Here is a 26413-nt window from a genome sequence, read left to right as displayed (position 1 = left end):
TGCTGATCAGTCTACAACAATGCCATCTGTCTGCCCGGTGGACAGAACGCCGTGCAATCCAGGTTGAATCCTTCACGGCGATTGAGCCCCAGGCGTTTGATCGCCTTGCTGAAACGCTGGGCCAGCAAATCGGCGAACGGCCCTTCGCCCCGCATGCGCACGCCGAAGCGGCTGTCATACACCTCACCACCGCGCACCTGCCGAACCAGGCTCATTACATGGGCCGCACGCTGCGGATAATGGGCTGCCAGCCACTCTTCAAACAGCGGCGCCACCTCCAGCGGCAAGCGCAGCATCATGTACGCCGCACTCTGCGCACCAGCGGCGTGCGCTTCGGTCAGCAGGCTTTCCAGTTCACTGTCGTTGATCATCGGGATCATCGGCGAGCACAGCACGCCCACCGGAATCCCCGCCTCACGCATCACCCGGATCGCTCGCAACCGCGCCTTGGGCGCGGCGGTGCGCGGTTCCAGGATGCGCTTGAGCTCATCGTCCAGGCTGGTGAGGCTGATCATCACCGCCACCAGGCGCTGGCGGGCCAACTCGGTGAGCAGGTCGAGATCACGCAGGATCAGCGAACCCTTGGTGATGATGGTCACCGGGTGTCGGTAGCGCAGCAACACTTCGAGGGTCTGCCGCGTGATGTTGTATTCGCGCTCGATGGGCTGGTACGGGTCGGTATTGGAACCCAGGTTGATCGGCGCACACACGTAGCCGGGCTTGGACAGCTGCTGCTCCAGCACATCGGCCGCATTGCTCTTGGCGATCAGTCTGGTTTCGAAATCCAGCCCCGGTGACATGTCCCAATAGGCATGGCTGGGCCGCGCATAGCAGTAGATACAGCCATGCTCGCAACCGCGATACGGGTTGATCGAGCGATCAAACGGCAGATCCGGCGAGTTATTGCGGGTGATGATGGTCTTGGCCGTCTCAATACGCACTTCGGTGCCCTGGGTCGGCGGCACTTCCTGGTACCAGCCGTCGTCCTCGGCCACGCTGACCGTTGGCGCAAAGCGGTTGTGCAGGTTGGTGGCCGTGCCCCGGCCACGGGGCGGCAACGGCGTAGACATAAAAGCGCCTCGATACTGTTTTTATATACAGTATCGAGGCGCGAGGTGTCTGACCAGTGCCGTTTGGCGGCCAGCCAGGATTTAGTGCTTTTGCGTGGCCTGCCCCAAATCATCGCCCGAAGTGGTGCGCATATCGTTCTTGCGCAGGTCGGCGACGTCGCTGGCGTTCACTGGCGCACCTTTGTTGCCCCAGCTGCCACGGATGAAACTGACCACGTCGGCGACTTCCTGGTCCGACAGGCGCCAGGCAAACGCCGGCATGGTGAAGGTCGACGGCGCCGCGTGCGTAGCCGGCAAAGTGCCGCCGTTCAACACAATGTTGATCAACGAGGTGGCATCCGCCGTCTGCACTACCGGGTTACCCGCCAGGGCCGGGAACACCCGTGTATAGCCATGGCCATCGGTTCGGTGGCAGGCCGCGCAGTTGTCGATATACACCGAGGCACCCCGCTGGCTGTCATCGCCTTTCCACAGCGCCTGGGCTACCTGCTTGTCGTACACATGGGGCTGATCCTGGGGATCGACCGCCGGCAGGCTCTTGAGGTAACGGGCGATAGCGGTCAGGTCGTCTTGCGACATGTACTGCATGCTGTGGACGACCACGTCGCTCATGCCACCAAACACCGCGCTGCGATCACTGCGACCGGTCTTGAGGAATTGCACCAGCTGCTCCTCGCTCCAGCTGCCGAGGCCGTCCTTGTGGTCGCCACGCAAGCTCTTGGCGATCCAACCTTCCAACGGCGCACTGCCGGACAGGAACGCGGTGCCATCGGTAGCACTCAGGGCTTTTTCCTGCATGGTCAGGGCACGCGGTGTATGGCACGCGCCGCAGTGGCCTAAACCTTCCACCAGGTAGGCGCCGCGGCCGATAACCGGGTCAGTCGCTGCCTCAGCCGGTGTATCCGCCACTTCAGGGGCAAACATCCAACGCCACGCCGCCAACGGCCAACGCATGCTCAAGGGCCACGGAATGTCGCTGTCCTTGTTGTCTTGGGCAACGGGTTCCACACCCCTCATGAAGTACGCATACAGCGCCTGCATATCGCTGTCGCTGACACGCGCATAAGACGGATAGGGCATCGCCGGGTAAAGCGTACTACCGCTTTTGGCGACACCATGGCGCACGGCCTTGTCGAAGTCGTCGAAGCTGTAGTCGCCCAGGCCGGTCTTGTCCGGGGTGATATTGGTGGAGTAGATCACGCCAATCGGGGTTTCCATCGGCAGCCCACCCGCAAAGGGTTTGCCACCCTTGGCGGTGTGGCAAGCCACGCAGTCACCGGCGCGGGCCAGGTATTCGCCCTGCTGGATCAGGTCGGTTTCGGCAGCGCTTATGGAGCAACTGCTGAGCAGCGCCAACGTCGCGATAACAAATGCTTTCATGGTCATCGCTCCTTATGCCTGAACCAGTGGGCCGGGGTTTTTCAGGTACTGCTCACGGATCGCCCGAGCCGACCAGTAGGTCAGCGCCGCCACCAGGCCAGTAGGGTTGTAGCCCAGGCCCTGTGGGAAAGCGGACGCGCCTGGGACAAACACGTTGTGTACATCCCAGCTCTGCAGGTAACGGTTCAACGCACTGGTTTTCGGGTCGGTGCCCATGATCGCGCCACCGTTGAGGTGGGTGGTCTGGTAGGACGCAGTGTTGAAATGCTCACCGACTTTTTTACCAAGTACCGCAATGGCCTTGGGGTTCATCGCTTGGGCGACCTTGCCCATTTTCTCGACCATGAAGCGGTTCATCTTGATGTCGTTTTCTTGCCAATCGAACGTCATCCGCAGCAGCGGCAAGCCGTAGGCATCGCGGTAAACCGGGTCCAGATCCAGGTAGTTGCCACGGTAGGATTGATGGGCGCCGTGGGCATCCATCGACACCTGATGGGTGTAGTAATCGGCGGTGGCGCGCTTCCACGCACTGCCCCAGGCCGGGGTGCCAGGCGGGTTGGACGTCCCGGCAATCGGCCGGCTGCCGGCCTGGTTGACCCACATCGGCGAACCGCCCACAAAGCCATGGGGCCCATGGTCGAAGTTGTCCGCGTTGAAGTCGTCCATCGCCACGCCATTACCGCCCGCGCCGATGAAGTTGTTGGTGTGGGTGTCTTTGTCGAAAAAGGCTTTGATGGTGGCCATGTTCTGGTAGGCGAAGTTGCGGCCCACCACGCCTTCATTGGTGATCGGGTCGTACGGCTTGCCGATGCCCGACAGCAGCATCAGCCGCACGTTGTGGAACTGGAACGCGCCGAGGATCACCAGGTCCGCCGGCTGCTCGATTTCGCGTCCTTGGGCGTCGATATAGGTCACGCCCGTGGCTTTCTTCTTGGTGCTGTCGAGGTTGACCTTGAGCACGTGGGAATTGGGGCGCAGTTCGAAGTTCGGCACCTGGCGCAAGGCCGGCAGGATGTTCACGTTCGGCGAGGCCTTGGAGTACATGTAGCACACGTAGCCACTGCAAAAACCGCAGAAGTTGCACGGCCCCATTTGCGCGCCGTAAGGGTTGGTGTAAGGCCCCGAGGTGTTGGCGGAGGGCAGGTTGTAGGGTTTGTAACCCACGTCGGCAGCCGCTTTCTGAAACAGCTGTGCGGAGACTGTGTTTTTCTGCGATTCCAATGGGAACGGGTTGGAACGATCCGGCGCATACGGGTTGCCGCCACGGCCTTCACCCACTAATTGCCCTTTCACCGTCCAGGCCTGGCCGGAGGTGCCGAAGACCTTTTCCGCGTAGTCGAAGAACGGCTCCAGTTCTTCATAGCTGACGCCGAAGTCCTGGATGGTCATGTCCTTGGGAATGAAATTTTTCCCGTAGCGTTCTTCGTAATGGCTGCGCATGCGCAGCTCGATCGGGTCGACACGAAAGTGCACACCCGACCAGTGCAAACCCGCGCCGCCCACGCCATTACCCGGCAAAAAAGCACCGAGCTGACGGTTAGGCAGGGCGACGTCATTCACGCTGTGGCGAATGGTCACCGTCTCCTTGGAGATGTCCTGGAAGAGTTTCTTGCGCACGCTGTAGGTCAATTCGTCGATGACCTGGGGATAGTTGCCGTCCGGGTACGTGTCCTGCATCGGGCCGCGCTCCAGCGCCAGCACGTTGAGGCCCGCCTCCGTCAGCTCCTTGGCCATGATCGCGCCAGTCCAGCCGAAGCCTACGATCACTGCATCCACTTTCTTCATGATGGTCGCCACGGTTATGCCCTCTCGCCACGGATGGAAACAGCCGGGAAGGGGTATTGCTCGTTGCGTTCCACCCAATCCATAAAGTCGGCGCGGGCGCCGGGGAAGCCAATCATGGTCCAGCCGACCATGCCTTTATTGCCCCCGTGGATCGGGTCGCAGAAGAAGCCTTCCTTGGTGTTTTGCAGTAACAGGTTGAAGAACATCTTTGGCGGCACCGCCTCGAAATGCGCCGTTACTTCACTGCCGCCAGCCTCTAGACGGCGCAGCATATCGTCTCGGGTAGCGCTGTCTTGCGCAGCAAAAGCTTTACCGTTGAAGGCTTTCGACCAGGCATCCGTCGCAGCAATACCCAGGCGATAGATCTCTTTGGGCACCAACTTGCTCTGCCAGCCCATCTCTGGCGCGGCGTCGGCGTTGAACGGACCTTGCATGAACCACAGCGCGCCACTGGCATACGGCGTGTTCATCTGACGGTCGATGTATTCCGGCGCACCGGCTTCCAGGGCACCTGGGCCTTGGGCGTCGGCGGGGATCAAGCGCTCGACGGCGGCGTTGATAAACGCCCATTCTTCTGCGGTGAAATAGCTTGGCTCGTAGGCCTTGTCGCTCGCCGCAGGCTTGGCCGGCGCGGCCTGGGCAGGCTCAGGCGTGGCCATCAATATCGAGCCGCCAAGGCCGGTACTGGCAACCGTGACCACCGGGATCAAGGTCAAGGATTTGCGCAAAAAGTCACGCCGGGGGTTGTCTTGATCTTGATCAGACATGGGTGCACCTCATCATGTGGTCACGGGTTTATTCGGTCGCTTCTGGGGAGCGGCTCGTCTACTTTTGGCAATCAATGGTTACAAATGATAGCAGGCTAAGGATGTGGAGAACGGATTCAACGACCTAAGTCGAATAAACGCAGGCAAAAAAATGTGGAAGGGGGCTTGGCTCCGATAGCGGTGGGTCAGCCGATACATAGGCTGCGTGACACTGCGCTATCGGGGGCAAGCCCCCTCCCACATTAGGTGTGCGTGAAACTTTTAGTCTTTTTTCAGCTTCGGGTTCGGAAAGAATTGCACTGCCTGAACCTTGGGATCCGCCGGCGCTTTGAGTGCCGAGGTATTGACCCGCGTCCCCAGCTCCTTGGGCACTGACAGCCCTTGATCATTCAAGGTGTCGGTATAGCCACAGGCCACGCATTCGCGGTGCGGCACGTTGTCCTCGGTCCACATTTTCAGCTTGTCCGGCTCGCTGCACGCCGGGCAGACCGCCCCGGCGATGAATTGTTTTTTGGTAATCACAGGCCCTTCACTCATGCTGCCGCGTCCTCACTCAGGCCGCTGTGGCGCAAGAGTGCGTCAATCGACGGTTCGCGTCCGCGGAAGTCGACGAACAGCACCATCGGCGCCTGTGAACCACCACGGGCCAGGATCGCCTCGCGGAATGCACGACCGGTGTCAGCGTTGAGTACGCCGTCCTCTTCGAACTTGGAAAAGGCATCCGCCGACAGCACTTCTGCCCACTTGTAGCTGTAGTAACCAGCCGCATAACCACCGGCGAAGATGTGCGCAAAGCTGTTGGGGAAGCGGTTGTAGGCCGGCGGACGCATGACCGACACCTCGTCGCGTACGCCTTCCAACACCTGCGCCACGCTGCGGCCATCACCATGGGTGGCGTGCATTTCGAAGTCAAACAACGAAAACTCCAGCTGGCGCACCATCATCAGGCCGGACTGGAAATTCTTCGCCGCGAGCATTTTTTGCAGCAGGTCCTGGGGCAGCGGCTCGCCGCTTTCATAATGGCCGGAGATCAGCGCCAGGCCTTCTGGCTCCCAGCACCAGTTCTCCATGAATTGGCTCGGCAACTCCACCGCATCCCAGGCCACCCCGTTGATGCCGGACACGCCGGCGTGCTCGACGCGGGTCAGCAGGTGATGCAGGCCGTGGCCGAATTCGTGGAACAGCGTGGTGACTTCATCGTGGGTCAGCAGGGCAGGCTTGCCGCTGTCAGCCGGGGTGAAGTTGCACACCAGATTGGCCACCGGGCTTTGCAGCACACCGTCAACGGTGCGACGACGGTCGCGGGCGCCGTCCATCCAGGCACCGCCACGCTTGTTGGCGCGGGCGTAAAGGTCAAAGAAGAAGCGGCCGACGTGCTGGCCGTTTTCCTTGATTTCAAACAGGCGAACATCCGGGTGCCAGGTGTCGAAGCCTTTCTGCTCGGCGATCTCGATGCCATACAGGCGCTGCACAATGGCGAACAGGCCGCCCAGCACTTTGTCGATCGGGAAGTAGGCGCGCAGGGCTTCCTGGGACACGCTGTAGCGCTGCTCGCGCAGTTTTTCGCCGTAGAAACCGCTGTCCCAGCTTTGCAGGTCGGCGCAACCTTGTTCGGCGGCGTAAGCCTTGAGCTGTTGCAGATCCTGGGCGGCAAACGGCTTGCTGCGCTTGGCCAGGTCGCGCAGGAAGCTCAGGACCTGATCGCTGGATTCAGCCATTTTGGTGGCCAGGCTCAGTTCGGAGAACGACGCGAAACCGAGCAGTTGCGCCAGTTCCTGACGCAGGTCGAGGATCTGTTCCATCACCGGGCCGTTATCGTTCTGACCGGCATTCGGGCCTTGGTCCGACGCACGAGTGCAGTAGGCCGCGTAGATTTCTTCACGCAGGGCACGGTCGTGGGCGTAGGTCATCACCGCGTAGTAGCTGGGGAATTCCAGGGTGATCAGCCAGCCGTCAAGGCCTTTGGCCTGTGCGGCAGCGGCCATTTGCGCCTTGGCCGAGTCGGTTACGCCGGCGAGCGTAGCCTCATCAGTGACATGTTTGGTCCAGGCCTGGGTGGCGTCCAACAGTTGGTTGGAGAACTTGCTGCCCAGCTCGGACAGTTTGCTCTGCACTTCGGCATAACGCTTCTGCTGCTCAGGCGGCAGGTCAATGCCCGACAGGCGGAAATCGCGCAGGGAGTGCTCAAGAATGGTTTTTTGCGCCACGTCGAAACCGGCGGCTTCGGGGCTGTTGGCCAAGGCTTCGAAGGCCTGGAACAGCTCGCGGTTCTGGCCCATTTCGGTGGAATACGCGCTCAATGCGGGCAGGCAGCTTTCATAGGCCTCGCGCAATTCGGCGCTGTTGCACACCGCGTTGAGATGGCTGACCGGGCTCCAGGCGGCGCCCAGGCGGTCATTCAGTTCGTCCATGGCCAGTACCAGCCCGGCCCATGTCGGATTTTTACCCTGGCTTTGCAGGATGCCTGCGATGGCAACGCGGTTGTCGGCGAGGATCTGTTCGATGGCCGGCTGCACGTGCTCGGCACGGATCGCCGAGAACGGCGGCAGGTCGTAGGACTGCAGAAGAGGGTTGTTCGCGCTCACGGTTGGCACCTTGGCTGAAGAAACATGTAAGAACAAAGATGGGGCCATCTTAATTACAATCAATGCCCACCGCAGCTATCAGCAGAAGAGAGAGAGGCTATCGTGACCCTTCGCACCTATCAGAACCACACGCCAACCCTGGGCGCCGGGGCTTTTGTCGATATTTCGGCGGTGGTGATCGGCGATGTCGAAATCGGCACCGACAGCTCGGTTTGGCCGCTGACCGTGATTCGCGGCGACATGCACCGCATCCGCATCGGTGCGCGCACCAGCGTGCAGGATGGCTGCGTGCTGCACATCACCCACGCAGGCCCCTTCAATCCTGATGGTTTCCCGCTGCTGATCGGCGACGACGTGACCATCGCTCACAAAGTCATGCTGCATGGTTGCACCGTGGGCAACCGCATCCTGATCGGCATGGGCAGCATCGTGATGGACGGCGCCGTGGTGGAAGACGACGTGATCATCGGCGCCGGCAGCCTGGTGCCGCCGGGCAAGAAACTCGACAGCGGCTTCTTGTATGTGGGCAGCCCGGTTAAACAGGTCCGGGCGCTGACTGACAAGGAGCGCGCCTTTTTCACCTACAGCGCCGCGAACTACGTGAAGCTCAAAGACCTGCACCTGGCTGAAGGATTTGACCAATGAGCCTGCCTTACCAAACCGTGCTGTTCGACCTGGACGGCACCCTCACCGATCCACGCGAGGGCATCACCCGCTCGATCCAGTATGCCCTCGGCAAACTGGGCATCGACGATGCCGGACCTGACCAAACTCGAACACTTCATCGGCCCGCCGTTGCTGCAAGCGTTCATGCAGTTCTACGCCTTCGATGAAGCCAAGGCCTGGGAGGCGCTGAATTTTTACCGCGAGCGCTTCAAAGCCACGGGGCTGTATGAAAACCGCGTGTTCGACGGGGTGACGCCGCTGCTGGAAGACTTGAGCAGCCAGGGCCGCCAGCTGTACGTAGCCACCTCCAAGCCGTGGGAATTTGCCCGTGAAATCGCCCGACATTTCGACTTTGCCAAGCACTTCAAGGTGATCTACGGCAGCGAATTGGACGGGACGCGGACCAACAAGGTCGAGCTGATCGCGCATCTGATGTGCGAGGAAGGCCTGGACCCGGCCACGACCTTGATGATTGGTGATCGCAAGCACGACCTGATCGGAGCGCGTAGCAATGGGCTGGATTCGGCGGCCGTCGGTTATGGGTTTGGCAGCTTTGAAGAGTTGAATGCCGAAGCGCCGACCTGGCACTTTGAGACGTTGGCAGAGATGCATCAGGCGTTTTTGCAGCGGGCTTGAGGCCGCCGCCCCCTCCCACATTTTTGAAAGGTGTACGCCGGACAAGGTGGGAGGGGGCTTGCCCGATGAGTCCCTAAAGATCACCCCCCCGCCAACTGCCTCAACGCCGCCTTGCGCTGCGCCACCGGCAATCCACCCAACTTCTCCACCGCCGCATAGAACTTCACCCAATCCCCGCCTTCGCGCGCAAACAACGCCGCAAACGCCGGCACCCACTGGTCATACAGCCCGAACGGCAGCAGCCGCGCATTGTTCATCGGCAGGTTGATCCAGGCGTCATAACGCTTGTCGCCACCCCACTGGCTGTCGCGCATCTGCCGGTACTCACGGCGCAAGTGCTCGAATTCGGCCGCCTTGGCCTGGCGCATCGACTCGGCAGACAGCGGCTGCGCGTAGAGTTTTTCCAGGCGTTCGCGCGTATTGAGGATCAGCTGGATAAACTGGTCACGCTGCTTCAACGTCAAATTGCTCAGAGGCCCCAAACCACGGGCGGCGCGCCATTGTCGGGTACCTTCCTGCTCGACAAAGCTGGCAAATGATTCGTTGAACTCCGTGTCGTTCTTCACATAAAAACGCTGGTGCGCGAGCTCATGAAAAATCAGCGTGGCCAGGCGTTCATCACCCCAATGCATCATCGAACTGATGATCGGGTCATTGAACCAACCCAGCGTGGAATAGGCTTCGACCCCGCCAATCGACACATCCATGCCTTGCTGACGCAACAACGCCGCCTCACCCCGTGCGGCACCTTGGCTGTAATAACCGCGATAAGCCACGCAACCGGCAATGGGGAAGCAGTGATTTTCAGGAGACAGGGAAAATTCCTGCGTGGCGAAGACATTCCAGACCACATAAGGCCGGCCAATATCGGCGTACAGCCGGTAACTCTGGTTGTCAGGCAGGTGCAGGTGCTCGCTGGCGAAGGTTCGCGCTTTTTGGGATTGGGTGAGATGCTCGCGCAGTTGCTGCGGGCGGGATGGGTCAGCGACGACCTCTGAAACGGGCTCTCGAGCCTGCAACAGCTGCCACTGGCCACCCGCCAATTGGCTGTAGTAGCTGACACTGGAACAGCCACTGAGCAGCAACACCATCAACCCTGGAAGAAAACGCCTGACCATACCTGACTGCTCTTGGCTGATGGGTTCGTGTTTATACTGACCGAGATACCCGTCCTGTCATCGAGTGCCTGTCATGCGTCAGCTCTTGCTTTGCGTCGCCACCTTGTTCATCAGCGCCTGTACGTCAACCCCGATGCCTCCCGCCGATCCGCAACAAGCATGGGTTGATTTTGCCACGCCAACGCCGGGCGCCAAGCTGGTGATGGCACAGCGCCTGGACGGCAAGAACCTTAATGACGGACGCTACTTCCAAGTCCCGCCTGGCGGCCACGAGCTGATGGTACGTTTTGATTTTGAAGTGCCTACGGGCGGAAATTTCAGCAGTTTTGGCCAAACGACCGAGCGAACCTGCTTCATTACGCTGCAGTACGACCATTTCGAAGCAGGCCAACGTTATCGCCTGGAAGGACGCTCGTTGGGCTACACGCCGAATATCCGTCTGTATAACGCCGCCCGCCAATTACTGGCTGAAGAGCGCAGCGTGAACTGCCTCTGATCAGTCGTTATTTTTTTGGTAGACGATCGCCTTGGTGCCGTTCTCACAACTGCCGACGACCATGGCTACGTCGTGCTTATCAGCTTCTTCCTTGCTGACGATCTCCAGGGTGTAGGACGGCACCGCGTTAGCCTGGATCTTGACCTCGATCTCTTTCCTGAGCTCTTCACAATCTTTCGGCGCGGCCACGGCCGAAGTGGCCAACACACCGCAGATGATCGCCAAGGCAAAACGTTTCATGTGTGAAGCTCCCTGAATGCACTGCGCACGGGTGTGCGCCTAGGCTGCATATGGCTATTCGACCACAGTTTGGAAACACGAGTTCTGATTTAACGCAGAACTGAATGTAGGAGGGGGCTTGCTTCCGATAACGGTGGATCAGTCGACATTTATATGACTGAAAGACCGCTATCGGGGCAAGCCCCCTCCCACAGTGGACCTACGCGGTCAGTTGACCAGCGTGGCGTCCAGGCTGATTGTTGCATTCAACACTTTGGACACCGGGCAGCCTTCCTTCGCCTTCTTGCTCAGCTCATCGAACTGCGCCTGGCTCGCGCCTGGGATTTTGGCTTTCAGGATCAGGTGCACAGCCGTAATAGCAAAGCCGCCATCGACCTGGTCCAGCGTCACTTCGGCCTGGGTGTCGATGCTGTCAGCCTTGAGCCCCGCATCGCCCAGAATCATGGAAAACGCCATGGAGAAACAGCCGGCATGCGCCGCACCAATCAGTTCTTCCGGGTTAGTACCCTTGCCGCCTTCAAAACGTGCCTTGAAGCCGTAGGGCGCTTCGCGCAACACGCCGGTTTCCGTGGAGATAGACCCCAGGCCCGTCTTCAGGTCACCTTCCCAATGCGCGGATGCTTTTTTAACGATACTCATAGCGGTCTCCTCGAACGGTGGTTTTGCGTCAGTAAGGGTTCTGAGGATAGACCGCTTGGCAAAGTTCATCTTCTTGTCGGAGAAACCTAGCAATCCAGTAGGAAATTTCTACTCAGCTATTGAATCTCGGGTATATGCCCTCATTGCATAGAGCATGCACATGAAGCGGCAGGTTTTGGATCGTCTAAAAAGCCTGCGCCCCTATTGGAGAAGCAGGCTTATGAAATCGCTGTCCGACGTGAAGTTCTCGACCCTCGACCTGGTGCCCGTGCGGGCCAATGGCAGTGTGGCGCAGTCGCTGCGCAATTCCCTGGACCTGGCCCAGCATGTGGAAAAGTTTGGCTACAACCGTTTCTGGGTGGCTGAACACCACAATATGGACGGCATCGCCAGCTCGGCCACCTCGGTGTTGCTGGGTTATCTGGCGGGCGGTACGTCGACGATCCGCGTCGGCTCCGGTGGCGTGATGCTGCCCAACCACGCGCCGCTGGTGATCGCCGAACAGTTCGGCACCCTGGAAAGCCTCTACCCCGGCCGTATCGATCTGGGCCTGGGCCGTGCGCCGGGTTCCGATCAAATGACCGCGCGCGCTCTGCGCAGAGAACGCTCCGGCAGCGCCGATGAGTTCCCTGAAGATGTTGCCGAGCTGATGGCCTACCTGGGCCCACGGACACCCGACCAACGCATCATTGCCGTACCCGGCACCGGCACCAACGTGCCGGTCTGGTTGCTCGGTTCCAGCCTGTTCAGCGCACAACTGGCAGGCGAGCGGGGTTTGCCCTACGCCTTCGCCTCCCATTTCGCACCTCGCCTGATGCACGAAGCGATTCGCGTGTACCGCAATCACTTCAAACCATCGGCGGTGCTGGACAAGCCCTATGTGATGCTCGGCATTCCGCTGGTGGCCGCTGACACCGATGAACAGGCCGACTACCTGGCCACCTCGGTGTACCAACGCATCCTCGCGTTGATGCGCGGGCAAAGCCTGGTGCAGCGCCCGCCGGTCGATACCATGGACGGCCTGTGGCTGCCCCATGAGAAAGATGCGGTGGGAAGCTTCCTCGGCCTGGCAATGGTCGGCAGCCCGGCGAAGATCCGCGCCAAACTGGAGGTGTTGATCGAGCAAACCGGCGCCGACGAGCTGATCTTTACCAGCGACCTGTATGAACACGCCGACCGGATTCATTCCTACGAGCTGCTGGCGCAGTTGATGAAGGGCTAAAACCCAGGCGAAAAAAACCGACGCACCTGCGTCGGTTTTTTATGTCTGAAACACGCAATCAACCGCGTTTGTAGACGATTTCCTTGGTGCCGCCTTCACAGCTACCGACCACTTTAGCGTCGGTCGAGGCGCCTTTATCCACTACTTCCAGCGAATAACCCGAAGCGCCCTTGGCGTCGATTTTCGCGGCAATTTCGCTTTTCAGCTCGTCACAAGGCTTGCCCGCCGCCAGGGCTGTGCCGGCAATGCTCAACAAACCTACCGCTAACAGGAACTTCTTCATCCGTTACTTTCCTTGCGCTGATCAAAAAGAGCGTGCCGACGCTTGTGGCGTCGGCACCCATTGGTTGTAGCGCAGGTTATGGCAATCGGCCAGCCGGCAAAGTTCAACTCGCCCGATCAACTACTGGCAATTCGGAACCCCACCTTGAGGGTGACCTGGTAGTGGGCGACCTTGCCGTTTTCGATATGCCCGCGGGTTTCAGTCACCTCAAACCACTCCAGGTGCTTGATGCTCTTGTTGGCTTCAGCAATGGCATTGTTGATGGCGTCCTCGATACTCGTGGTCGATGAGCCAACCAATTCGACTTTCTTGTAGGTGTGGTGATCACTCATGGCAGTTCTCCTAGGGTCGTTAAGCAAGCGTAGCAGTCAATGTTCGTACTGCTTCTGGCGGCCATTCCTACTCGAAAGTTCAGATTTACTGCACTTTCTGAAACCGCTGGAGTCGGTATCTACACACGCCACTCAATCACTTCAGGAGAGTCCACATGGCCAACACTTCTTTACGCAAAGCGTCGCTGGAAAGCATGGAAGCCGAGATTTCGAGCCTGCTCAAGTCCCTTGAAAGCCTCAAGGACGATGCGTCCGATGAGTCGCGCAAAACTTTGAAGGCCCTGAAAAGCAATGCCGAGAATGCCCTCAAGCACTCCCGCCACCTGATCAGCGACGCCTATGAAGAAAGCAAAGTCAAAATCCGCGAAACCGGTGTCGCTACCCGGGATTACGCGCAAGAGCACCCATGGACTACAGCCGGTGTGGCTGTTGGTGCCTTGGGCCTGCTCGCCGCTTATCTGCTATGCAAGCGTGGTGATTAACTCCCCGGCTGGCGCGAAAGCTCAGCCTTGAGCCACTGCGCCAGTTGCCCGGCGCGCCCGTCTGCGGCGCGTTTGGGCAGCCACAATGCCAGGTGCGCCGGGGTTTCACTGAAACCCCACGGCGCCACCAGCCGACCTGCACGCACGTCCTCGGCCACCAACGGCTGCGGCGCGATCGCCACACCCAGCCCGGCCACTGCTGCTTCCAGCAAATAATACAAATGCTCAAAACCCTGGCCGTGTTTCAACGCGCCGGGTTCGATGCCGTGTTGCTGCGCCCAACTGGGCCAGGCTTGGGGGCGCGAGGTCGTGTGCAGCAGCGCTTCGCCACATAAAGACGAGGCGGGCGCCTGGCGCAGCCGTTCGTAACCGTTGAAGCGCGGGCTCATCACCGGGCCGATGCGCTCACTGGTCAGCTCATACACCTGCATGTCCGCCGGCCACGGTGGCTCGGCGAAGACCAGCAGGGCATCCAGGCCGGGGCGCCGAGGATCAAGGTCGCCGTCACCTGCTGACAGGTGCAGACGCAAGTCCGGCAAATCTGAGTTCAAACGCCCCAAGCGCGGGATCAGCCAGCGCGCCAGCAAACTCCCCGAGCAGCCGAGCACAAACGGCGCGTCGGCGCTGGCCTGGGTCAGTTCGGCGCATACATCCCTCAACCGCTCGAATGCCTCGAAGCTGGCATCCCGTAGCCGAACGCCGGAATCTGTGAGTTTAAGGCCGCGCCCGTCTTTGATGAACAGACTGACCCCCAAGTGTTCCTCAAGCACCTTCAACTGTCGGCTGACTGCTCCGTGGGTCACGTGCAACTGCTCAGCCGCTTGGCTTACACTGTTGAGCCGCGCGGTGGCTTCAAACGCGCGTAGGGCATTTAGGGGTGGAAGGTCTCGGCTCATCTGTGAGTTTTCCTGACAGGTTACGGCGATCTTATCGGTTTTCAGTCGGGAGCGTCAGGGGTAGAGTGGCCCTCATTGTCAGTTACACACCTTTTTTCCTGGAGCGTCCCATGACTCAGTCCCAGACCGATCTACGCAACGGCCCTGACGCCAGCGGCCTGTTTGGCGCATTCGGCGGCCGCTACGTTGCCGAAACCCTGATGCCGTTGATCCTCGACCTGGCCCGCGAATACGAAGCGGCCAAGATCGATCCGGCATTCAACGAGGAATTGGCCTACTTCCAGCGCGACTATGTGGGCCGTCCAAGCCCGCTGTATTTCGCCGAGCGCCTGACTGAGTTCTGCGGCGGCGCCAAGATCTACCTCAAGCGCGAAGAGCTCAACCACACCGGCGCGCACAAGATCAACAACTGCATCGGCCAGATCCTGCTGGCGCGGCGCATGGGCAAAAAACGCATCATTGCCGAGACCGGCGCCGGCATGCACGGTGTGGCCACCGCCACCGTCGCCGCGCGTTTCGGCCTGCAATGCGTGATCTACATGGGCACCACCGACATCGAGCGCCAGCAGGCCAACGTGTTCCGCATGAAGCTGCTGGGCGCCGAAGTGATCCCGGTGGTTGCCGGCACCGGCACCCTGAAAGACGCGATGAACGAAGCGCTGCGTGACTGGGTGACCAACGTCGACGACACCTTCTACCTGATCGGCACCGTGGCCGGCCCACACCCGTACCCGGCGATGGTGCGCGACTTCCAGGCCGTGATCGGCAAGGAAACCCGCACCCAGCTGCAAGCCCAGGAAGGCCGCCTGCCGGACAGCCTCGTGGCGTGCATCGGCGGCGGTTCCAACGCCATGGGCCTGTTCCACCCGTTCCTGGACGACACCAGCGTCGAGATCATCGGCGTGGAAGCCGCCGGCCACGGCATCGAAACCGGCAAGCACGCGGCCAGCCTCAACGGTGGCGTACCGGGTGTACTGCACGGTAACCGTACCTTCCTGCTGCAGGACGACGACGGCCAGATCATCGACGCCCACTCGATTTCCGCCGGCCTGGATTACCCTGGTATCGGCCCGGAACACGCCTGGTTGCACGACATCGGCCGCGTCCAGTACACCTCGGTGACCGACGACGAAGCGCTGGATGCCTTCCACAAATGCTGCCGCCTGGAAGGGATTATCCCTGCCCTGGAAAGCGCCCATGCCCTGGCCGAAGTGTTCAAACGCGCACCGACCCTGCCCAAGGATCACCTGATGGTGGTCAACCTGTCTGGCCGTGGTGACAAAGACATGCAGACCGTGATGCACCATATGGAACAGTCCCAGCAGGAGAAACACTGATGAGCCGCCTGCAAACGCGCTTTGACCAACTCAAAGAACAAAACCGCGCCGCCCTGGTGACCTTCGTCACCGCAGGCGACCCTGGCTATGACACGTCCCTGGCAATCCTCAAGGGCCTGCCGGCCGCCGGCGCCGATGTGATCGAGCTGGGCATGCCCTTCACCGATCCGATGGCCGACGGCCCAGCCATCCAGTTGGCCAACATCCGGGCGTTGGAAGCCAAGCAGAACCTGCTGAAAACCCTGCAGATGGTTCGCGAGTTCCGCAAAGACAACAACGACACCCCGCTGGTGTTGATGGGCTACTTCAACCCGATCCACAAATACGGCGTGCCCACGTTCATCGCCGACGCCAAGGAAGCCGGTGTCGACGGCCTGATCGTGGTCGACATGCCCCCGGAACATAACGGCGAGCTGTGCGACCCGGCCCAGGCGGCAGGTATCGACTTTATCCGCCTGACCACGCCGACCACCGACGACGTGCGCCTGCCGACCGTCCTCAACGGCAGCTCCGGTTTTGTGTACTACGTCTCGGTGGCCGGTGTGACCGGCGCCGGTGCCGCCACCCTGGAGCACGTCGAAGAAGCCGTGGCCCGCCTGCGCCGCCATACCGACCTGCCGATCAGCATCGGTTTTGGTATCCGCACGCCGGAACAAGCCGCGGCCATCGCTCGCCTGGCGGACGGTGTGGTAGTGGGATCGGCGTTGATCGATCACATCGCCAGTGCCAGCAACCACCAGCAAGCCATCGACGGGGTGTTGAGCCATTGCGCGGCGCTGTCGGAAGGTGTGCGTAACGCCCGTAAGTAAGCGCCATGTAGCCAGAGGTAAAGTTCCTGATACAGAGGAATCAACTCGCCGCTTCACGGCCTAAACAGCAAGACCAAGGGATTTCGAACTGCGTTCGACGTCCCTTTTTTGTTTGTGTGCCCTGAGGAATACCCGATGAAAATGCCCAAATCCGTGATTGCAGGTCTTGGCGTGCTGGTGCTTGGCGCCAGCGCCCTGGTGCAAGCCGCGCCGCCTGACCAGCGAGGTGATGACCGTGGCGGCCCGCAGGGCCAGCACGAGCAACGGGGCGACGACCATCGCGGCCCACAGGCCAACCGTCGCGGCGGCCCACCCCAGGACTTCGGCCCGGTGCGCCAGATCATCCACGACAACCATGGCCAGTTCTCCCGTGGCGCACCGCCGCCGCCAAATGTGCGCCTGGTTCGCGGCGAGCCACTGCCTCGCGGCTATTACGGCGAACGCCTGGACAACCGCGCCCTGGCCCGCCTGCCGGTGTACCAGGGTTACGAATGGCGCCGTTCGGGACCGGATGTGGTGTTGATTGCTGTGGGTACAGGCATCGTCTACGAGATTCTGGACGGTGTGCTGAACTGACCGAATAACCTCTCGAATGTCCGCTAGGCTTGAAGGGTGAGCGTTTTGCTCACCCTTCAACGCACTTCATGCCTCTTGCCGTCTAACCACCTCGCAAGCCCCACATTCCTTGCCTCCCGGTCGTTAAGTTAGCTGCATCAGAAGTCATCCTTGGCTCTCAGGAGTACATCATGGCATTTGATCTCATCACCGCTTCGGACCGCCGCCACACCACTCTGCAGAAAGGCTTCAACCTGCGCTGGCCACTGGGCAACGTTCAGGGCCAATCGTCACCCAATGGCGCCAACCTGATTTACCTCTGCTACAGCCCCCAGGACATCATCGACGCTGCAGCACAGGCGTTGGCGGTTCCCAACGGGCGGATTACCGTGCGCAGCGGCGGCCACTGCTACGAGGGATTTGTCGCCAACAAAATGCCCGATTCCCCCGGCGAAGTGTTGTCGATTCTGGATATCGGGCAGATGAACCAACTGGCCTATGACCCGAATGGGCAAATCGTGTCTCAACTGGTGACGGGCTTGCCCTATCGCTATACCTTTCGCCTGGAAGCCGGCGGCCAGAACTGGGATGCCTATGTCGCGCTGTACAAACTGGCGGGCAAGACGCTGCCGGGCGGCTCGTGTTATTCGGTCGGGCTGGGCGGGCATATTTGCGGGGGCGGCTACGGGCTGTTGTCACGCAAACACGGGCTGGTCTGCGACTGGCTGGACGGCGTCGACATGCTGGTACCCAATACCCAGGGCAACGGACTGATACCGCTGCACGTCTGCCGTGACAGCACGGATCCAGACGAACTCAACCTGTTCGCCGCATGCTGCGGTGCGGGGGGCGGCCAGTTCGGCATCATTACCAGCTATTACTTCAAGGCATTGCCGGACGCCCCCAAAGAGGTGCTTTGGCTGGTGCTGGAATGGGACTGGGCGCTATTGACCAAGCCGGCACTCGACAACCTGTTGGCCGCCTATCAGCTGTGGTTTGCCAACAATCAGAGCAACCCGGACACCTGGGGGCTGGCGACCAAGCTAGAGATGCGCCATCAGCACACGGGCAACCTGACGCTGGGCATCCACTACGTGGACAAGGATGGCGAACTCAACGACCAGGCACCTTTCGACGATTTCGTCACCCGGATGCTCGCCGCCATTGCACTGCCCGCCACCGAATCTCTGGTGCCGTTTCACGTAATCCACCTGCCGCGCGGCAGTGCCGGCGGGCGCACCATCAATGCCTTACCCGCTGCGCGGGACGCTGCTCGGCGCCTGGATTGGCTGCCGTGTCAGCAGGCATTGAATGGCTCGGGGGATAACCAACGTGGCCGGTATAAGTCGGCCTACCAAAAAGGAGGGTTCACACCCCAGGTGCTGCAAGCCATATGGGACACGTTAACCCTGGACGACCCCGATAACGACCTGACCCAGAGCCTGATCCAGATCCAATCCTTTGGAGGGCGCATCAATGATCCCGCTCCGGGAGTACGTCGAGAATCGTCGGCGGCGCAGCGCTCCTCTTATTTGAAGTGGCAACCGCAATGTTATTGGCGCGATGCCAGCGCCGCCTCGGACCAGGCTCACGCACGTTGGATCCAGGGGCTTTATTTCAGCGCTTTTGCCAATGACGGCGGCGTGCCGATCAACAGCGAGTTCGAGGGTTGCTACATCAATTACCCGGACCTGGACATGACGCACCTTGGTGGCAACCCCGCCAATGCCAAAAACCCCCATTGGTACCGCATCTTCTTTCCGAATCTGATCATCGAAAGCCGCCTGCGGCGTACCAAACAGCGCTGGGACCCGTTGAATGTGTTCCGCAACGAGATGTCGGTGCCGTAATCCAAAAAAGAAGGGCGACCCTGGGGTCGCCCTTCTTTTACAACTGGATCCGTTCGACCTTGCCCACCAGCAGGATGTAGGACAACGCCCCAAGCAACGCCAGCACCGCAATATAGGTAATCGCTGGCGCGAACGAATCGCCGCTGGCCAGAAAACCAATCACGATCGGCGTGGCAATCGCGGACAGGTTGCCGATGAAGTTGAACACGCCCCCCGTCAGGCCCAGCAACCGTGCCGGTGCCAGGGTCGATACCAGTGACCAGGTAATCGACGCCAGGCCGTTACCAAAGAACGCCACCGCCAGGAACGCGATCACCCATGCGGTTGAGTCCACATAGTTGGCACCGATGATCGCCGTGGAAATCAACAACCCGCCAATGATCGGCAACTTACGCGCAAAGCCTACCGACGCACCCCGGCGAATCAGCCAGTCGGAAAAAATCCCCGAGCACAGCACACCCACGAACGCAGCCAGGAACGGCAGCGATGCCAGCAAACCGGACTTGATGAAGTCCATGCCGCGATATTTCACCAGGTAGGTTGGGAACCAGGTCAGGAAGAACCATAGGGTAGAGTTGAGGCAGAACTGCCCCAGGTAGATACCCCAGAGTTTGCGCTTGCTCAGCACGATGCCCAGGTCGACCCAGCTGAACGGCGCCTTGACGGTTTGCGCCTGCATATCCACCAGGCCACCACCGTCGCGGATCAGTTGGATTTCAGCCTCGTTGGCGCCTTTGAAGTCCTTTGGCTCGCGGTACACCGCGTACCAGATCGCCGCCCACAAAATACCGACGCCACCGGTGACGACAAACACCATGTGCCAGCCGTAATAGTGTTGCAGCCAGGCCAGTACGGGCGTGAGGAACGCCAGCCCGACAAACTGCCCGGAGGTGTAGAAACCGATCGCCGTCGCGCGCTCGCGCTCAGGGAACCAGGTGGTGACCACGCGGCTGTTGATCGGGTAGGCCGGGGCTTCCAGCGCACCCACGGCCATGCGCAGTACAAACAGCGCAATGAAGCTGGCGGCGAAACCGAGCATCACGGTCGCGATGGACCACAACAGCAAGGCGGCGGTGTAGAGGATGCGCGGCGGCACGCGGTCCACCAGCCAACCGCCGGGGATCTGCATGGCAGCGTAGGTCCAGCCGAACGCGGAGAAAATCAGGCCGACGTGCACCGGGTCGATCCCCAACTCACTGGTCAACGCCGGCGCGGCAATCGACAGGTTGCTGCGATCGAGGTAGTTGATAACCACGGTGATAAACAGCAACACCATGATGAAGTAGCGCTTTCGGGTAGGCGTGACTAAAGACGCCTGTCCGGTGAGGGATTCAGGGTGCATGGGGGTTGCCTCTTCTTATGTTTATTGAGGTGGGCCTTCTGAAAAAACCGGATCAAGTGTGGGAGGGGGCAAGCCCCTCCCACATTTTTTGACCCCTGTTCTTTCAGGCAGAAATCACCACTCGGCAAAGCTGCCGTCGGCATGGCGCCAGATCGGGTTGCGCCAGCGGTGGCCGATAGCCGCGCGTTCGATCACGTATTCCTCGTTGATCTCAATGCCCAGGCCCGGCCCGTTGGGGATCTTCACGAAACCCTTGTCGTAGTCGAACACCCCTGGATCACGCACGTAGTCGAGCAAGTCGTTGCTCTCGTTGTAGTGAATGCCCAGGCTTTGCTCCTGGATAAACGCGTTGTAGCAAACCGCGTCCAGTTGCAGGCAAGCCGCCAGGGCGATCGGGCCCAGCGGGCAGTGCAGGGCCAGGGCCACGTCGTAGGCTTCGGCCATGTTGGCGATCTTGCGGGTTTCGGTGATGCCGCCGGCGTGGGAGGCGTCCGGCTGGATGATGTCGACGTAGCCTTCGCTGAGCACGCGCTTGAAGTCCCACCGTGAGAACAGGCGCTCGCCCAGGGCAATCGGCGTGCTGGTCAGCGGTGCGAGTTCCTTGAGCGCTTCGTAGTTTTCGCTGAGCACCGGTTCTTCGATAAACATCAGTTTGTACGGGTCCAGTTCTTTCATCAGGACCTTGGCCATGGGCTTGTGCACCCGGCCATGGAAGTCGACGCCGATACCCACGTTAGGGCCGACCGCATCTCGCACGGCCGCCACGTTGGCCAAGGCAAGGTCGACTTTTTCGAAGCTGTCGACGAACTGCAATTCTTCGGTGCCGTTCATTTTCACGGCGGTAAAACCGCGAGCCACGGCCTCTTTGGCAGCGCGAGCGGTGTCGGCCGGACGGTCGCCGCCGATCCACGAGTACACGCGGATCTTGTCGCGCACCTGGCCGCCCAGCAGGTCGCTGACGGATACACCGAGGGCCTTGCCCTTGATGTCCCACAGCGCCTGGTCGATACCGGCGAGGGCGCTCATGTGCACGGCGCCGCCACGGTAGAAGCCGCCGCGATAGAGCACGGTCCAGATGTCTTCGATATTGCGTGGGTCTTTGCCGATCAGGTAGTCGGACAATTCTTCAACGGCAGCCGCCACGGTGTGTGCGCGGCCTTCGACCACGGGCTCACCCCAGCCGGTCACGCCCTGGTCGGTCTCGACCTTGAGGAAGCACCAGCGCGGCGGGACGATATAGGTCGTCAGTTTGGTGATTTTCATCTGTTATCTCTCTTATAGATGCGGCGCCTGTGGGCGCGGAACTTGATATCAGCTCAGGGCTTTCCAGGCGGCGACATAAGCCTGGGCACGGCTCGCTACCTGATCCACTGTCATACCCGGCTTGAACAACCCGGAACCCAGCCCGAACCCCTTGGCGCCGGCGTCGGTAAACACCTGCATGTTGTCCGGGGTAATGCCGCCTACCGGCAACAGCAGCGTGCCCGCCGGCAGTACCGCCAACCACGCCTTGATCACCGCCGGGCCCATTTGCTCGGCTGGGAACAACTTCAACACGTCGGCGCCTTCGGCGAGGGCCGCAAAGGCTTCGGTCGGCGTGGCCACACCCGGCGACAGGTAAAGGCCCGCCGCTTTGGCGGCGCGCAACACCTTGGCATCGCTGTGGGGCATGACGATCACTTGGCCGCCAGCCGCTTTGACCTGCCCGACCTGCTCGGGCGTCAACACCGTGCCGGCACCGATCAGGCAATCGGCGGGCAGGCTGTCGCGCAGGGTGCGGATGCTGGTGTACGGGTCCGGCGAATTCAGCGGGACTTCGATCACGCGGAAACCGGCGTCATACAACACCTGGCCGACCGCCTGGGCTTCATCCGGGCGCAGACCGCGCAGGATTGCGATCAAACCGTTTTGTGCGAGTGCTTGCTTGAGCATGTCAGGCCTCCGATACAGGTTGAACCAGCCCGGCCGCCACGGCCAGTTGCCACAGGCCGCGCTCGGTGGCTTCCTGCGCCAGGCTGACGTGGGCGAAACCACAAAGGGCGAGGGCGCGTTGATAGCGGGCGCACAGCGGCGCGGCGCCCACTAGGATGATGGGGGTCTTGCGGGCACTGGCCGGCAGGCCGGCGAGTTCGTGGCCGATCAACAGGCCAGACAGATAATCGGGCTGCTGGTCGCCAGCGAGTTCCTTGGTGAGCCCCAGGGTGCGGGCGCTGAACAAGGTCGACAGCACGCCGCGCTGGCCGTCTTGGGACAACGCCACGTGCACGCCGCGGTCAAAGGCGTCGGCCTGGAAGGCTTCGGGGGTCTTTTGGGTGCGGCCGAGGATGCTGTGCTTGCTCAGCACGGCGAAGACTTCACCGGTCATGAACGTATCGAAGTGAGTGATACGGCCATCGACGACCTCGACCCACTTGGAGTGGCTGCCCGGCAGGCCAATCAACACTTCAGCGCCCAAACCCTGCAGCACGCCCAGCACTTGGGTTTCTTCGCCGCGCATCACATTGGGCAAACCGACCTGCTCGATCACACCCGGCACGATGTGCACATCGACACCGCGCAAGCTGCGCACCGTATGCAGAGCCTGGCCGAGGCTGGCGACATCGACCGGAGTATTGCGATAAGCCGCTTCGCTCCAGCCTTGGGCGCTGCCGACCATACCGCAAGCAATCACCGGCAAGCCGGGTTGGGCGTCGAGCCAGTCACCGCAGGCCGCGTCGAAGGCCAATTCAAAACCGTCACTGCAACGAACGCCGGCGATGTCCCGGGGCTCACTGGGCAAATGCATGATGCCCGACGCCAGCGAGCGTTGTTCCAACACCACGCCAGCGGGGCCGAGTTTGTAAGCACGAAGGGAGCTGGTCCCCCAATCGAGCGCGATCAATTGCGCCTGCATCGCTTCACCTGAGTTCAGAGCGGATGCGGCGAATATAAACCTATGGGCGAGAAAGTCTCAATATATAAATATCAATCCCACATTCAGGGACAAAATTTAAGAAAAGGCTGACAAGTTCAGGTCACGCATGGCGCCCATCCAGATCGCGTAGTCGGTGTGATCCTTTAAATCGTCGCCGGTATCCGGGTGCAGGAACACCACCAAGCCGTCGCGATGGATCACCAGCCACGGCAGCACGACGCCGATGTATTCGGCGTCGAATGCCAATTGGCAACTCCAGTCCGGGTGCGGGCCGACGGGCTTTTCGTGCACACGCCCCATGCGCAGCGGGAAAAGTTTGGCAGCGTCTTCGCACAGGGTGCGCGCCTGCTCAAGGGTGTTTGCGTCAAAGTAGATATGGGCGTGATAGCCCTTGATACGTTGCATGACGGACTCCGGATCCAATATGCGCCAAATCCTAGACCGCAATCGACGGCAGAGCCAGCCCGGTCAACGACTGCGCGCTGCTGGCCTGCTCGGCCACCAGCCACTCGACAAAACGCTCGACCAACTGCCCGCGACGTTTGCGCTGGGGCTGTACCACGTAGTAGCCGAAACGTGAGATCACGGTGTCGCTGATCGGTCGGCACAGCCAGTTCTGCTCCAGCAGGTTATCCACCAAATGGCGCCAGCCAATGGCGACGCCCTGGCCGGCAATCGCCGCCTGGATCAGCAGGGTGTAGTTGTCGAAACGCAGCTGGCCGGGGGTGGGCGCTGCGGTGATGCCCAGCTCGCGGAACACGCCGCTCCAGTCGAACCACTGGCTGTTGTTTTCCTGGCGCAGGTGCAGCAGCGGCACATCGTGCAAGTTCTGCAGGGTCAGTGGTGCGGGCTGCGCCTTGAGCCACTGCGGGCTGCACACCGGGAACACTTCCTCATTGAACAGCCACAGGCTGTCGCCCTGCTTGAAGCGGCCGTCGCCAAACAGCACCGCCACGTCAATGTCGCTGCGCAGGGTCGCGTGGTTGCGTTCACTGGTCACCAGGCTCACATCGACCTGAGGATTGGCCTGGTGGAAGCGGTGCAGGCGCGGCATCAGCCAGTAGGCGGCGAAGGCGAAGTCGGTGGCCACTTGCAGCACTTCGTGCTGGTCCTGCTGGGTGATGGCGCTGAGGCCCTGATTGATGCTCTGCAGGCCACCTTGCACGTGCTCGAACAGCAGGGCGCCGGCGTCCGTCAGTTCGATACCGCGATAGATGCGATCAAACAGGCGCACCGCCAGCTGTTCTTCGAGGCGCTTGATCTGCTGGCTGATCGCGGGCTGGGTGGTGCCCAGCTCCATCGCGGCGGCGGTAAAACTGCGATGGCGTGCCGCCGCTTCAAATGCGCGCAGCAGGTCGAGAGACAGGTCACCCAGGGACTCATACATAAGCTGTGCTTATCCTAGACATTGCTTTTTATGGGCTTTACCCCATTTTCAATGGGCCGCATGCTCATTCGCATAAACACCGCCTATGGAATGCCGAGAACCCATGAAGCGCAAGAACATTCTTTTCATCATGGCCGATCAAATGGCCGCGCCGATGCTGCCGTTCTACGGATCTTCCCCGATCAAGCTGCCAAATCTCAGCCGCCTCGCCGAACAAGGCGTGGTGTTCGACGCTGCCTATTGCAATAGTCCACTGTGCGCGCCGTCGCGCTTTACCTTGGTCAGCGGCCAGTTGCCGAGCAAGATCGGCGCCTACGACAATGCGGCGGATTTGCCCGCCGATGTACCGACTTATGCCCACTACCTGCGTCGCCTCGGCTACCGCACGGCGCTGTCGGGCAAGATGCACTTCTGCGGGCCGGACCAGTTGCACGGCTATGAAGAACGCCTGACCAGCGACATCTACCCCGCTGACTACGGCTGGGCGGTGAACTGGGATGAGCCGGACGTGCGCCCCAGTTGGTATCACAATATGTCCTCGGTACTGCAAGCCGGTCCCTGCGTGCGCACCAATCAGCTGGATTTCGACGAAGAGGTGGTGTTCAAGGCTCAACAGTACCTGTTCGACCATATTCGTGAAGACGGCGACCAGCCGTTCTGCCTGACCGTGTCGATGACCCATCCCCACGACCCGTACACGATTCCCAAGCCATTCTGGGATCTGTACGACGACAACGACATCCCGTTGCCTGCAACACCCGCGCAAGCTGATCTCGACCCGCATTCCCAACGCCTGCTCAAGGTCTACGACCTATGGGACAAGCCGCTGCCTGTGGATAAGATCCGGGATGCGCGCCGGGCTTACTTCGGTGCCTGCAGCTACATCGACAGCAATGTCGGCAAGCTGCTGCAAACCCTGCAAGACACCGGCCTGGCCGACGACACCATCATCGTGTTCTCCGGTGACCACGGCGACATGCTCGGCGAGCGCGGCCTCTGGTACAAAATGCACTGGTTTGAAATGGCCGCCCGCGTGCCGCTGCTGGTCTGTGCACCGGGGCAGTTTGCGGCGGGCCGCGTTTCCCTCGCGGTGTCCACCGCCGACCTGCTGCCGACCCTGGTGGAACTGGCCGGCGGCGAACTCGACCCACACCTGCCACTGGATGGCCGCTCACTGGTCCCGCACTTGCAAGGGCAGGGCGGGCACGACGAAGTGTTTGGCGAGTACATGGCCGAAGGCACCATCAGCCCGCTGATGATGATTCGCCGGGGCGCCTATAAATTCATCTACAGCGAAGACGATCCCTGCCTGCTGTTCGATGTGCACAACGACCCGCACGAGCAGGAAGATCTCAGCCAGTCACCGCTGCATCGGTCACTGTTCGAGGCGTTTTTAAGTGAAGCGCGGGCCAAATGGGACATCCCGGCGATCCACCAGCAGGTGCTCGCCAGCCAACGCCGTCGGCGCCTGGTATTCGAGGCGCTGACCCAAGGCAAGCTGAAGAGCTGGGATCACCAGCCACTGGTAGACGCCAGTCAGCAGTACATGCGCAACCATATCGACCTCGATGACCTGGAGCGCAAGGCACGTTATCCACAACCCTGCCAAAACCAATAAATAC

At 60.8% G+C, this 26413-nt stretch carries 27 protein-coding genes and 1 pseudogene; 10 read left to right on the top strand and 18 right to left on the bottom strand.

The genetic code is table 11. The annotated features are described in order from the left end of the window. Nucleotides 1-11: 11 nt before the first annotated feature. From DNK50_RS03620 to prlC, 6 genes are all read right to left on the bottom strand, one after another. Nucleotides 12-1070: a PA0069 family radical SAM protein gene (locus DNK50_RS03620; RefSeq protein ID WP_112192851.1), complete on the bottom strand. Its 1059-nt coding sequence runs from the start codon at nt 1068-1070 to the stop codon at nt 12-14. Nucleotides 1071-1151: 81 nt separating this feature from the next. After that, nucleotides 1152-2450, bottom strand: coding sequence for a cytochrome c (locus tag DNK50_RS03615; protein WP_112192850.1), 1299 nt, complete (start codon nt 2448-2450; stop codon nt 1152-1154). Between the two features lie 12 nt (nt 2451-2462). After that, on the bottom strand, nt 2463-4247 hold the full coding sequence (locus DNK50_RS03610; protein WP_112192849.1) for a GMC family oxidoreductase: 1785 nt from the start codon (nt 4245-4247) through the stop codon (nt 2463-2465). 2 nt (nt 4248-4249) lie between these two features. Further along, a complete protein-coding gene (locus DNK50_RS03605) occupies nt 4250-5002 on the bottom strand; it encodes a gluconate 2-dehydrogenase subunit 3 family protein (protein ID WP_099586179.1) in 753 nt (250 codons plus the stop codon). A 261-nt stretch (nt 5003-5263) separates the two neighbouring features. After that, entirely contained in the window at nt 5264-5539 is a 276-nt protein-coding gene (locus DNK50_RS03600) for a YheV family putative zinc ribbon protein (protein WP_010207776.1), read from the bottom strand. Further along, entirely contained in the window at nt 5536-7635 is a 2100-nt protein-coding gene (gene prlC / locus DNK50_RS03595; protein WP_177411503.1) for an oligopeptidase A, read from the bottom strand. Before prlC ends, DNK50_RS03600 begins: the two co-directional genes overlap by 4 nt. Before the next feature lie 54 nt (nt 7636-7689). Here prlC and DNK50_RS03590 point away from each other — a divergent pair, with 54 nt between their 5' ends. Both DNK50_RS03590 and DNK50_RS03585 read left to right on the top strand, forming a co-directional pair. Continuing rightward, nucleotides 7690-8232: a gamma carbonic anhydrase family protein gene (locus DNK50_RS03590; protein ID WP_099586177.1), complete on the top strand. Its 543-nt coding sequence runs from the start codon at nt 7690-7692 to the stop codon at nt 8230-8232. Nucleotides 8233-8234: 2 nt separating this feature from the next. Next, nucleotides 8235-8889 (top strand): annotated as a pseudogene (locus tag DNK50_RS03585) (HAD family hydrolase). Between the two features lie 80 nt (nt 8890-8969). Here DNK50_RS03585 and DNK50_RS03580 read toward each other — a convergent pair. Continuing rightward, nucleotides 8970-10007, bottom strand: coding sequence for an aminopeptidase (locus DNK50_RS03580; RefSeq protein WP_112192847.1), 1038 nt, complete (start codon nt 10005-10007; stop codon nt 8970-8972). A 73-nt stretch (nt 10008-10080) separates the two neighbouring features. Here DNK50_RS03580 and DNK50_RS03575 point away from each other — a divergent pair, with 73 nt between their 5' ends. Continuing rightward, the gene (locus DNK50_RS03575) at nt 10081-10503 is read left to right on the top strand and encodes a hypothetical protein (RefSeq protein WP_112192846.1); all 423 of its coding nucleotides are present in this window, start codon (nt 10081-10083) and stop codon (nt 10501-10503) included. On the opposite strand, the gene DNK50_RS03570 is transcribed toward DNK50_RS03575, so the two are convergent. Then, entirely contained in the window at nt 10504-10743 is a 240-nt protein-coding gene (locus tag DNK50_RS03570; protein WP_034110558.1) for a DUF1161 domain-containing protein, read from the bottom strand. It abuts the gene before it with no gap. 207 nt (nt 10744-10950) lie between these two features. Continuing rightward, nucleotides 10951-11382 (bottom strand): OsmC family protein, encoded by a 432-nt coding sequence (locus tag DNK50_RS03565; RefSeq protein WP_099586173.1) that lies wholly within the window; start codon nt 11380-11382, stop codon nt 10951-10953. A gap of 220 nt (nt 11383-11602) precedes the next feature. Between DNK50_RS03565 and DNK50_RS03560 the strand changes: the two genes are divergently transcribed. Further along, a complete protein-coding gene (locus DNK50_RS03560; RefSeq protein WP_099586172.1) occupies nt 11603-12604 on the top strand; it encodes an LLM class flavin-dependent oxidoreductase in 1002 nt (333 codons plus the stop codon). Between the two features lie 58 nt (nt 12605-12662). Here the strand turns inward: DNK50_RS03560 and DNK50_RS03555 are convergent, their stop codons facing one another. Next, nucleotides 12663-12887 carry a DUF1161 domain-containing protein gene (locus DNK50_RS03555; RefSeq protein WP_032885104.1) on the bottom strand — a complete coding sequence of 75 codons (225 nt, stop codon included), beginning with the start codon at nt 12885-12887 and terminating at the stop codon, nt 12663-12665. A 116-nt stretch (nt 12888-13003) separates the two neighbouring features. Then, nucleotides 13004-13219, bottom strand: a complete 216-nt coding sequence (locus DNK50_RS03550) for a dodecin (RefSeq protein ID WP_032885105.1) — start codon at nt 13217-13219, stop codon at nt 13004-13006. Nucleotides 13220-13374: 155 nt separating this feature from the next. Here DNK50_RS03550 and DNK50_RS03545 point away from each other — a divergent pair, with 155 nt between their 5' ends. Next, on the top strand, nt 13375-13701 hold the full coding sequence (locus DNK50_RS03545) for a YqjD family protein (protein WP_003170746.1): 327 nt from the start codon (nt 13375-13377) through the stop codon (nt 13699-13701). Here DNK50_RS03545 and DNK50_RS03540 read toward each other — a convergent pair. Beyond that, nucleotides 13698-14597: a LysR family transcriptional regulator gene (locus DNK50_RS03540; protein ID WP_112192845.1), complete on the bottom strand. Its 900-nt coding sequence runs from the start codon at nt 14595-14597 to the stop codon at nt 13698-13700. The genes DNK50_RS03545 and DNK50_RS03540 overlap by 4 nt on opposite strands. Nucleotides 14598-14707: 110 nt before the next feature. On the opposite strand from DNK50_RS03540, the gene trpB reads away from it, so the two are divergent. The 4 genes from trpB (at nt 14708) to DNK50_RS03520 (ending at nt 19148) form a co-directional block, all read left to right on the top strand. Then, nucleotides 14708-15934 carry a tryptophan synthase subunit beta gene (gene trpB, locus DNK50_RS03535; protein WP_112192844.1) on the top strand — a complete coding sequence of 409 codons (1227 nt, stop codon included), beginning with the start codon at nt 14708-14710 and terminating at the stop codon, nt 15932-15934. Next, on the top strand, nt 15934-16743 hold the full coding sequence (gene trpA, locus DNK50_RS03530; protein WP_112192843.1) for a tryptophan synthase subunit alpha: 810 nt from the start codon (nt 15934-15936) through the stop codon (nt 16741-16743). Before trpB ends, trpA begins: the two co-directional genes overlap by 1 nt. Nucleotides 16744-16878: 135 nt before the next feature. Continuing rightward, the gene (locus tag DNK50_RS03525; protein WP_112192842.1) at nt 16879-17319 is read left to right on the top strand and encodes an anti-virulence regulator CigR family protein; all 441 of its coding nucleotides are present in this window, start codon (nt 16879-16881) and stop codon (nt 17317-17319) included. Between the two features lie 170 nt (nt 17320-17489). After that, complete coding sequence (locus DNK50_RS03520; protein ID WP_112192841.1) at nt 17490-19148, top strand: BBE domain-containing protein; 1659 nt, start codon at nt 17490-17492, stop codon at nt 19146-19148. 37 nt (nt 19149-19185) lie between these two features. Here the strand turns inward: DNK50_RS03520 and DNK50_RS03515 are convergent, their stop codons facing one another. The 6 genes from DNK50_RS03515 to DNK50_RS03490 form a co-directional block, all read right to left on the bottom strand. Next, complete coding sequence (locus tag DNK50_RS03515; RefSeq protein WP_112192840.1) at nt 19186-20490, bottom strand: MFS transporter; 1305 nt, start codon at nt 20488-20490, stop codon at nt 19186-19188. A 114-nt stretch (nt 20491-20604) separates the two neighbouring features. Beyond that, the gene (gene dgoD, locus DNK50_RS03510) at nt 20605-21753 is read right to left on the bottom strand and encodes a galactonate dehydratase (protein WP_099586165.1); all 1149 of its coding nucleotides are present in this window, start codon (nt 21751-21753) and stop codon (nt 20605-20607) included. A 48-nt stretch (nt 21754-21801) separates the two neighbouring features. After that, the gene (locus DNK50_RS03505; protein WP_112192839.1) at nt 21802-22422 is read right to left on the bottom strand and encodes a 2-dehydro-3-deoxy-6-phosphogalactonate aldolase; all 621 of its coding nucleotides are present in this window, start codon (nt 22420-22422) and stop codon (nt 21802-21804) included. A gap of 1 nt (nt 22423) precedes the next feature. Next, entirely contained in the window at nt 22424-23383 is a 960-nt protein-coding gene (locus DNK50_RS03500) for a 2-dehydro-3-deoxygalactonokinase (RefSeq protein WP_112192838.1), read from the bottom strand. A 96-nt stretch (nt 23384-23479) separates the two neighbouring features. After that, entirely contained in the window at nt 23480-23809 is a 330-nt protein-coding gene (locus DNK50_RS03495) for a DOPA 4,5-dioxygenase family protein (RefSeq protein WP_099586162.1), read from the bottom strand. Nucleotides 23810-23840: 31 nt separating this feature from the next. Further along, nucleotides 23841-24791, bottom strand: a complete 951-nt coding sequence (locus tag DNK50_RS03490) for a LysR family transcriptional regulator (RefSeq protein ID WP_099586161.1) — start codon at nt 24789-24791, stop codon at nt 23841-23843. Between the two features lie 103 nt (nt 24792-24894). Between DNK50_RS03490 and betC the strand changes: the two genes are divergently transcribed. Beyond that, complete coding sequence (gene betC, locus DNK50_RS03485) at nt 24895-26409, top strand: choline-sulfatase (protein WP_112192837.1); 1515 nt, start codon at nt 24895-24897, stop codon at nt 26407-26409. Nucleotides 26410-26413: the final 4 nt, after the last annotated feature.

This window comes from Pseudomonas sp. LG1E9 (genome assembly GCF_003290225.1).
In the GTDB taxonomy this organism is placed as follows: Bacteria; Pseudomonadota; Gammaproteobacteria; order Pseudomonadales; family Pseudomonadaceae; genus Aquipseudomonas; species Aquipseudomonas cyclaminis.
Note: the sequence above shows the minus strand (reverse complement) of the source record. Positions and strands in the feature narration are given on the sequence as shown.

Bases quoted from the DNA above. Each gene is read 5' to 3' on its own strand.
- DNK50_RS03620 (WP_112192851.1), bottom strand. From the start codon at position 1,070: ATGTCTACGCCGTTGCCGCCCCGTGGCCGGGGCACGGCCACCAACCTG.
- DNK50_RS03615 (WP_112192850.1), bottom strand. From the start codon at position 2,450: ATGAAAGCATTTGTTATCGCGACGTTGGCGCTGCTCAGCAGTTGCTCC.
- DNK50_RS03605 (WP_099586179.1), bottom strand. From the start codon at position 5,002: ATGTCTGATCAAGATCAAGACAACCCCCGGCGTGACTTTTTGCGCAAA.
- DNK50_RS03600 (WP_010207776.1), bottom strand. From the start codon at position 5,539: ATGAGTGAAGGGCCTGTGATTACCAAAAAACAATTCATCGCCGGGGCG.
- prlC (WP_177411503.1), bottom strand. From the start codon at position 7,635: ATGGCCCCATCTTTGTTCTTACATGTTTCTTCAGCCAAGGTGCCAACC.
- DNK50_RS03580 (WP_112192847.1), bottom strand. From the start codon at position 10,007: ATGGTCAGGCGTTTTCTTCCAGGGTTGATGGTGTTGCTGCTCAGTGGC.
- DNK50_RS03575 (WP_112192846.1), top strand. From the start codon at position 10,081: ATGCGTCAGCTCTTGCTTTGCGTCGCCACCTTGTTCATCAGCGCCTGT.
- DNK50_RS03570 (WP_034110558.1), bottom strand. From the start codon at position 10,743: ATGAAACGTTTTGCCTTGGCGATCATCTGCGGTGTGTTGGCCACTTCG.
- DNK50_RS03565 (WP_099586173.1), bottom strand. From the start codon at position 11,382: ATGAGTATCGTTAAAAAAGCATCCGCGCATTGGGAAGGTGACCTGAAG.
- DNK50_RS03560 (WP_099586172.1), top strand. From the start codon at position 11,603: ATGAAATCGCTGTCCGACGTGAAGTTCTCGACCCTCGACCTGGTGCCC.
- DNK50_RS03555 (WP_032885104.1), bottom strand. From the start codon at position 12,887: ATGAAGAAGTTCCTGTTAGCGGTAGGTTTGTTGAGCATTGCCGGCACA.
- DNK50_RS03550 (WP_032885105.1), bottom strand. From the start codon at position 13,219: ATGAGTGATCACCACACCTACAAGAAAGTCGAATTGGTTGGCTCATCG.
- DNK50_RS03545 (WP_003170746.1), top strand. From the start codon at position 13,375: ATGGCCAACACTTCTTTACGCAAAGCGTCGCTGGAAAGCATGGAAGCC.
- DNK50_RS03540 (WP_112192845.1), bottom strand. From the start codon at position 14,597: ATGAGCCGAGACCTTCCACCCCTAAATGCCCTACGCGCGTTTGAAGCC.
- trpB (WP_112192844.1), top strand. From the start codon at position 14,708: ATGACTCAGTCCCAGACCGATCTACGCAACGGCCCTGACGCCAGCGGC.
- trpA (WP_112192843.1), top strand. From the start codon at position 15,934: ATGAGCCGCCTGCAAACGCGCTTTGACCAACTCAAAGAACAAAACCGC.
- DNK50_RS03525 (WP_112192842.1), top strand. From the start codon at position 16,879: ATGAAAATGCCCAAATCCGTGATTGCAGGTCTTGGCGTGCTGGTGCTT.
- DNK50_RS03520 (WP_112192841.1), top strand. From the start codon at position 17,490: ATGGCATTTGATCTCATCACCGCTTCGGACCGCCGCCACACCACTCTG.
- DNK50_RS03515 (WP_112192840.1), bottom strand. From the start codon at position 20,490: ATGCACCCTGAATCCCTCACCGGACAGGCGTCTTTAGTCACGCCTACC.
- dgoD (WP_099586165.1), bottom strand. From the start codon at position 21,753: ATGAAAATCACCAAACTGACGACCTATATCGTCCCGCCGCGCTGGTGC.
- DNK50_RS03505 (WP_112192839.1), bottom strand. From the start codon at position 22,422: ATGCTCAAGCAAGCACTCGCACAAAACGGTTTGATCGCAATCCTGCGC.
- DNK50_RS03500 (WP_112192838.1), bottom strand. From the start codon at position 23,383: ATGCAGGCGCAATTGATCGCGCTCGATTGGGGGACCAGCTCCCTTCGT.
- DNK50_RS03495 (WP_099586162.1), bottom strand. From the start codon at position 23,809: ATGCAACGTATCAAGGGCTATCACGCCCATATCTACTTTGACGCAAAC.
- DNK50_RS03490 (WP_099586161.1), bottom strand. From the start codon at position 24,791: ATGTATGAGTCCCTGGGTGACCTGTCTCTCGACCTGCTGCGCGCATTT.
- betC (WP_112192837.1), top strand. From the start codon at position 24,895: ATGAAGCGCAAGAACATTCTTTTCATCATGGCCGATCAAATGGCCGCG.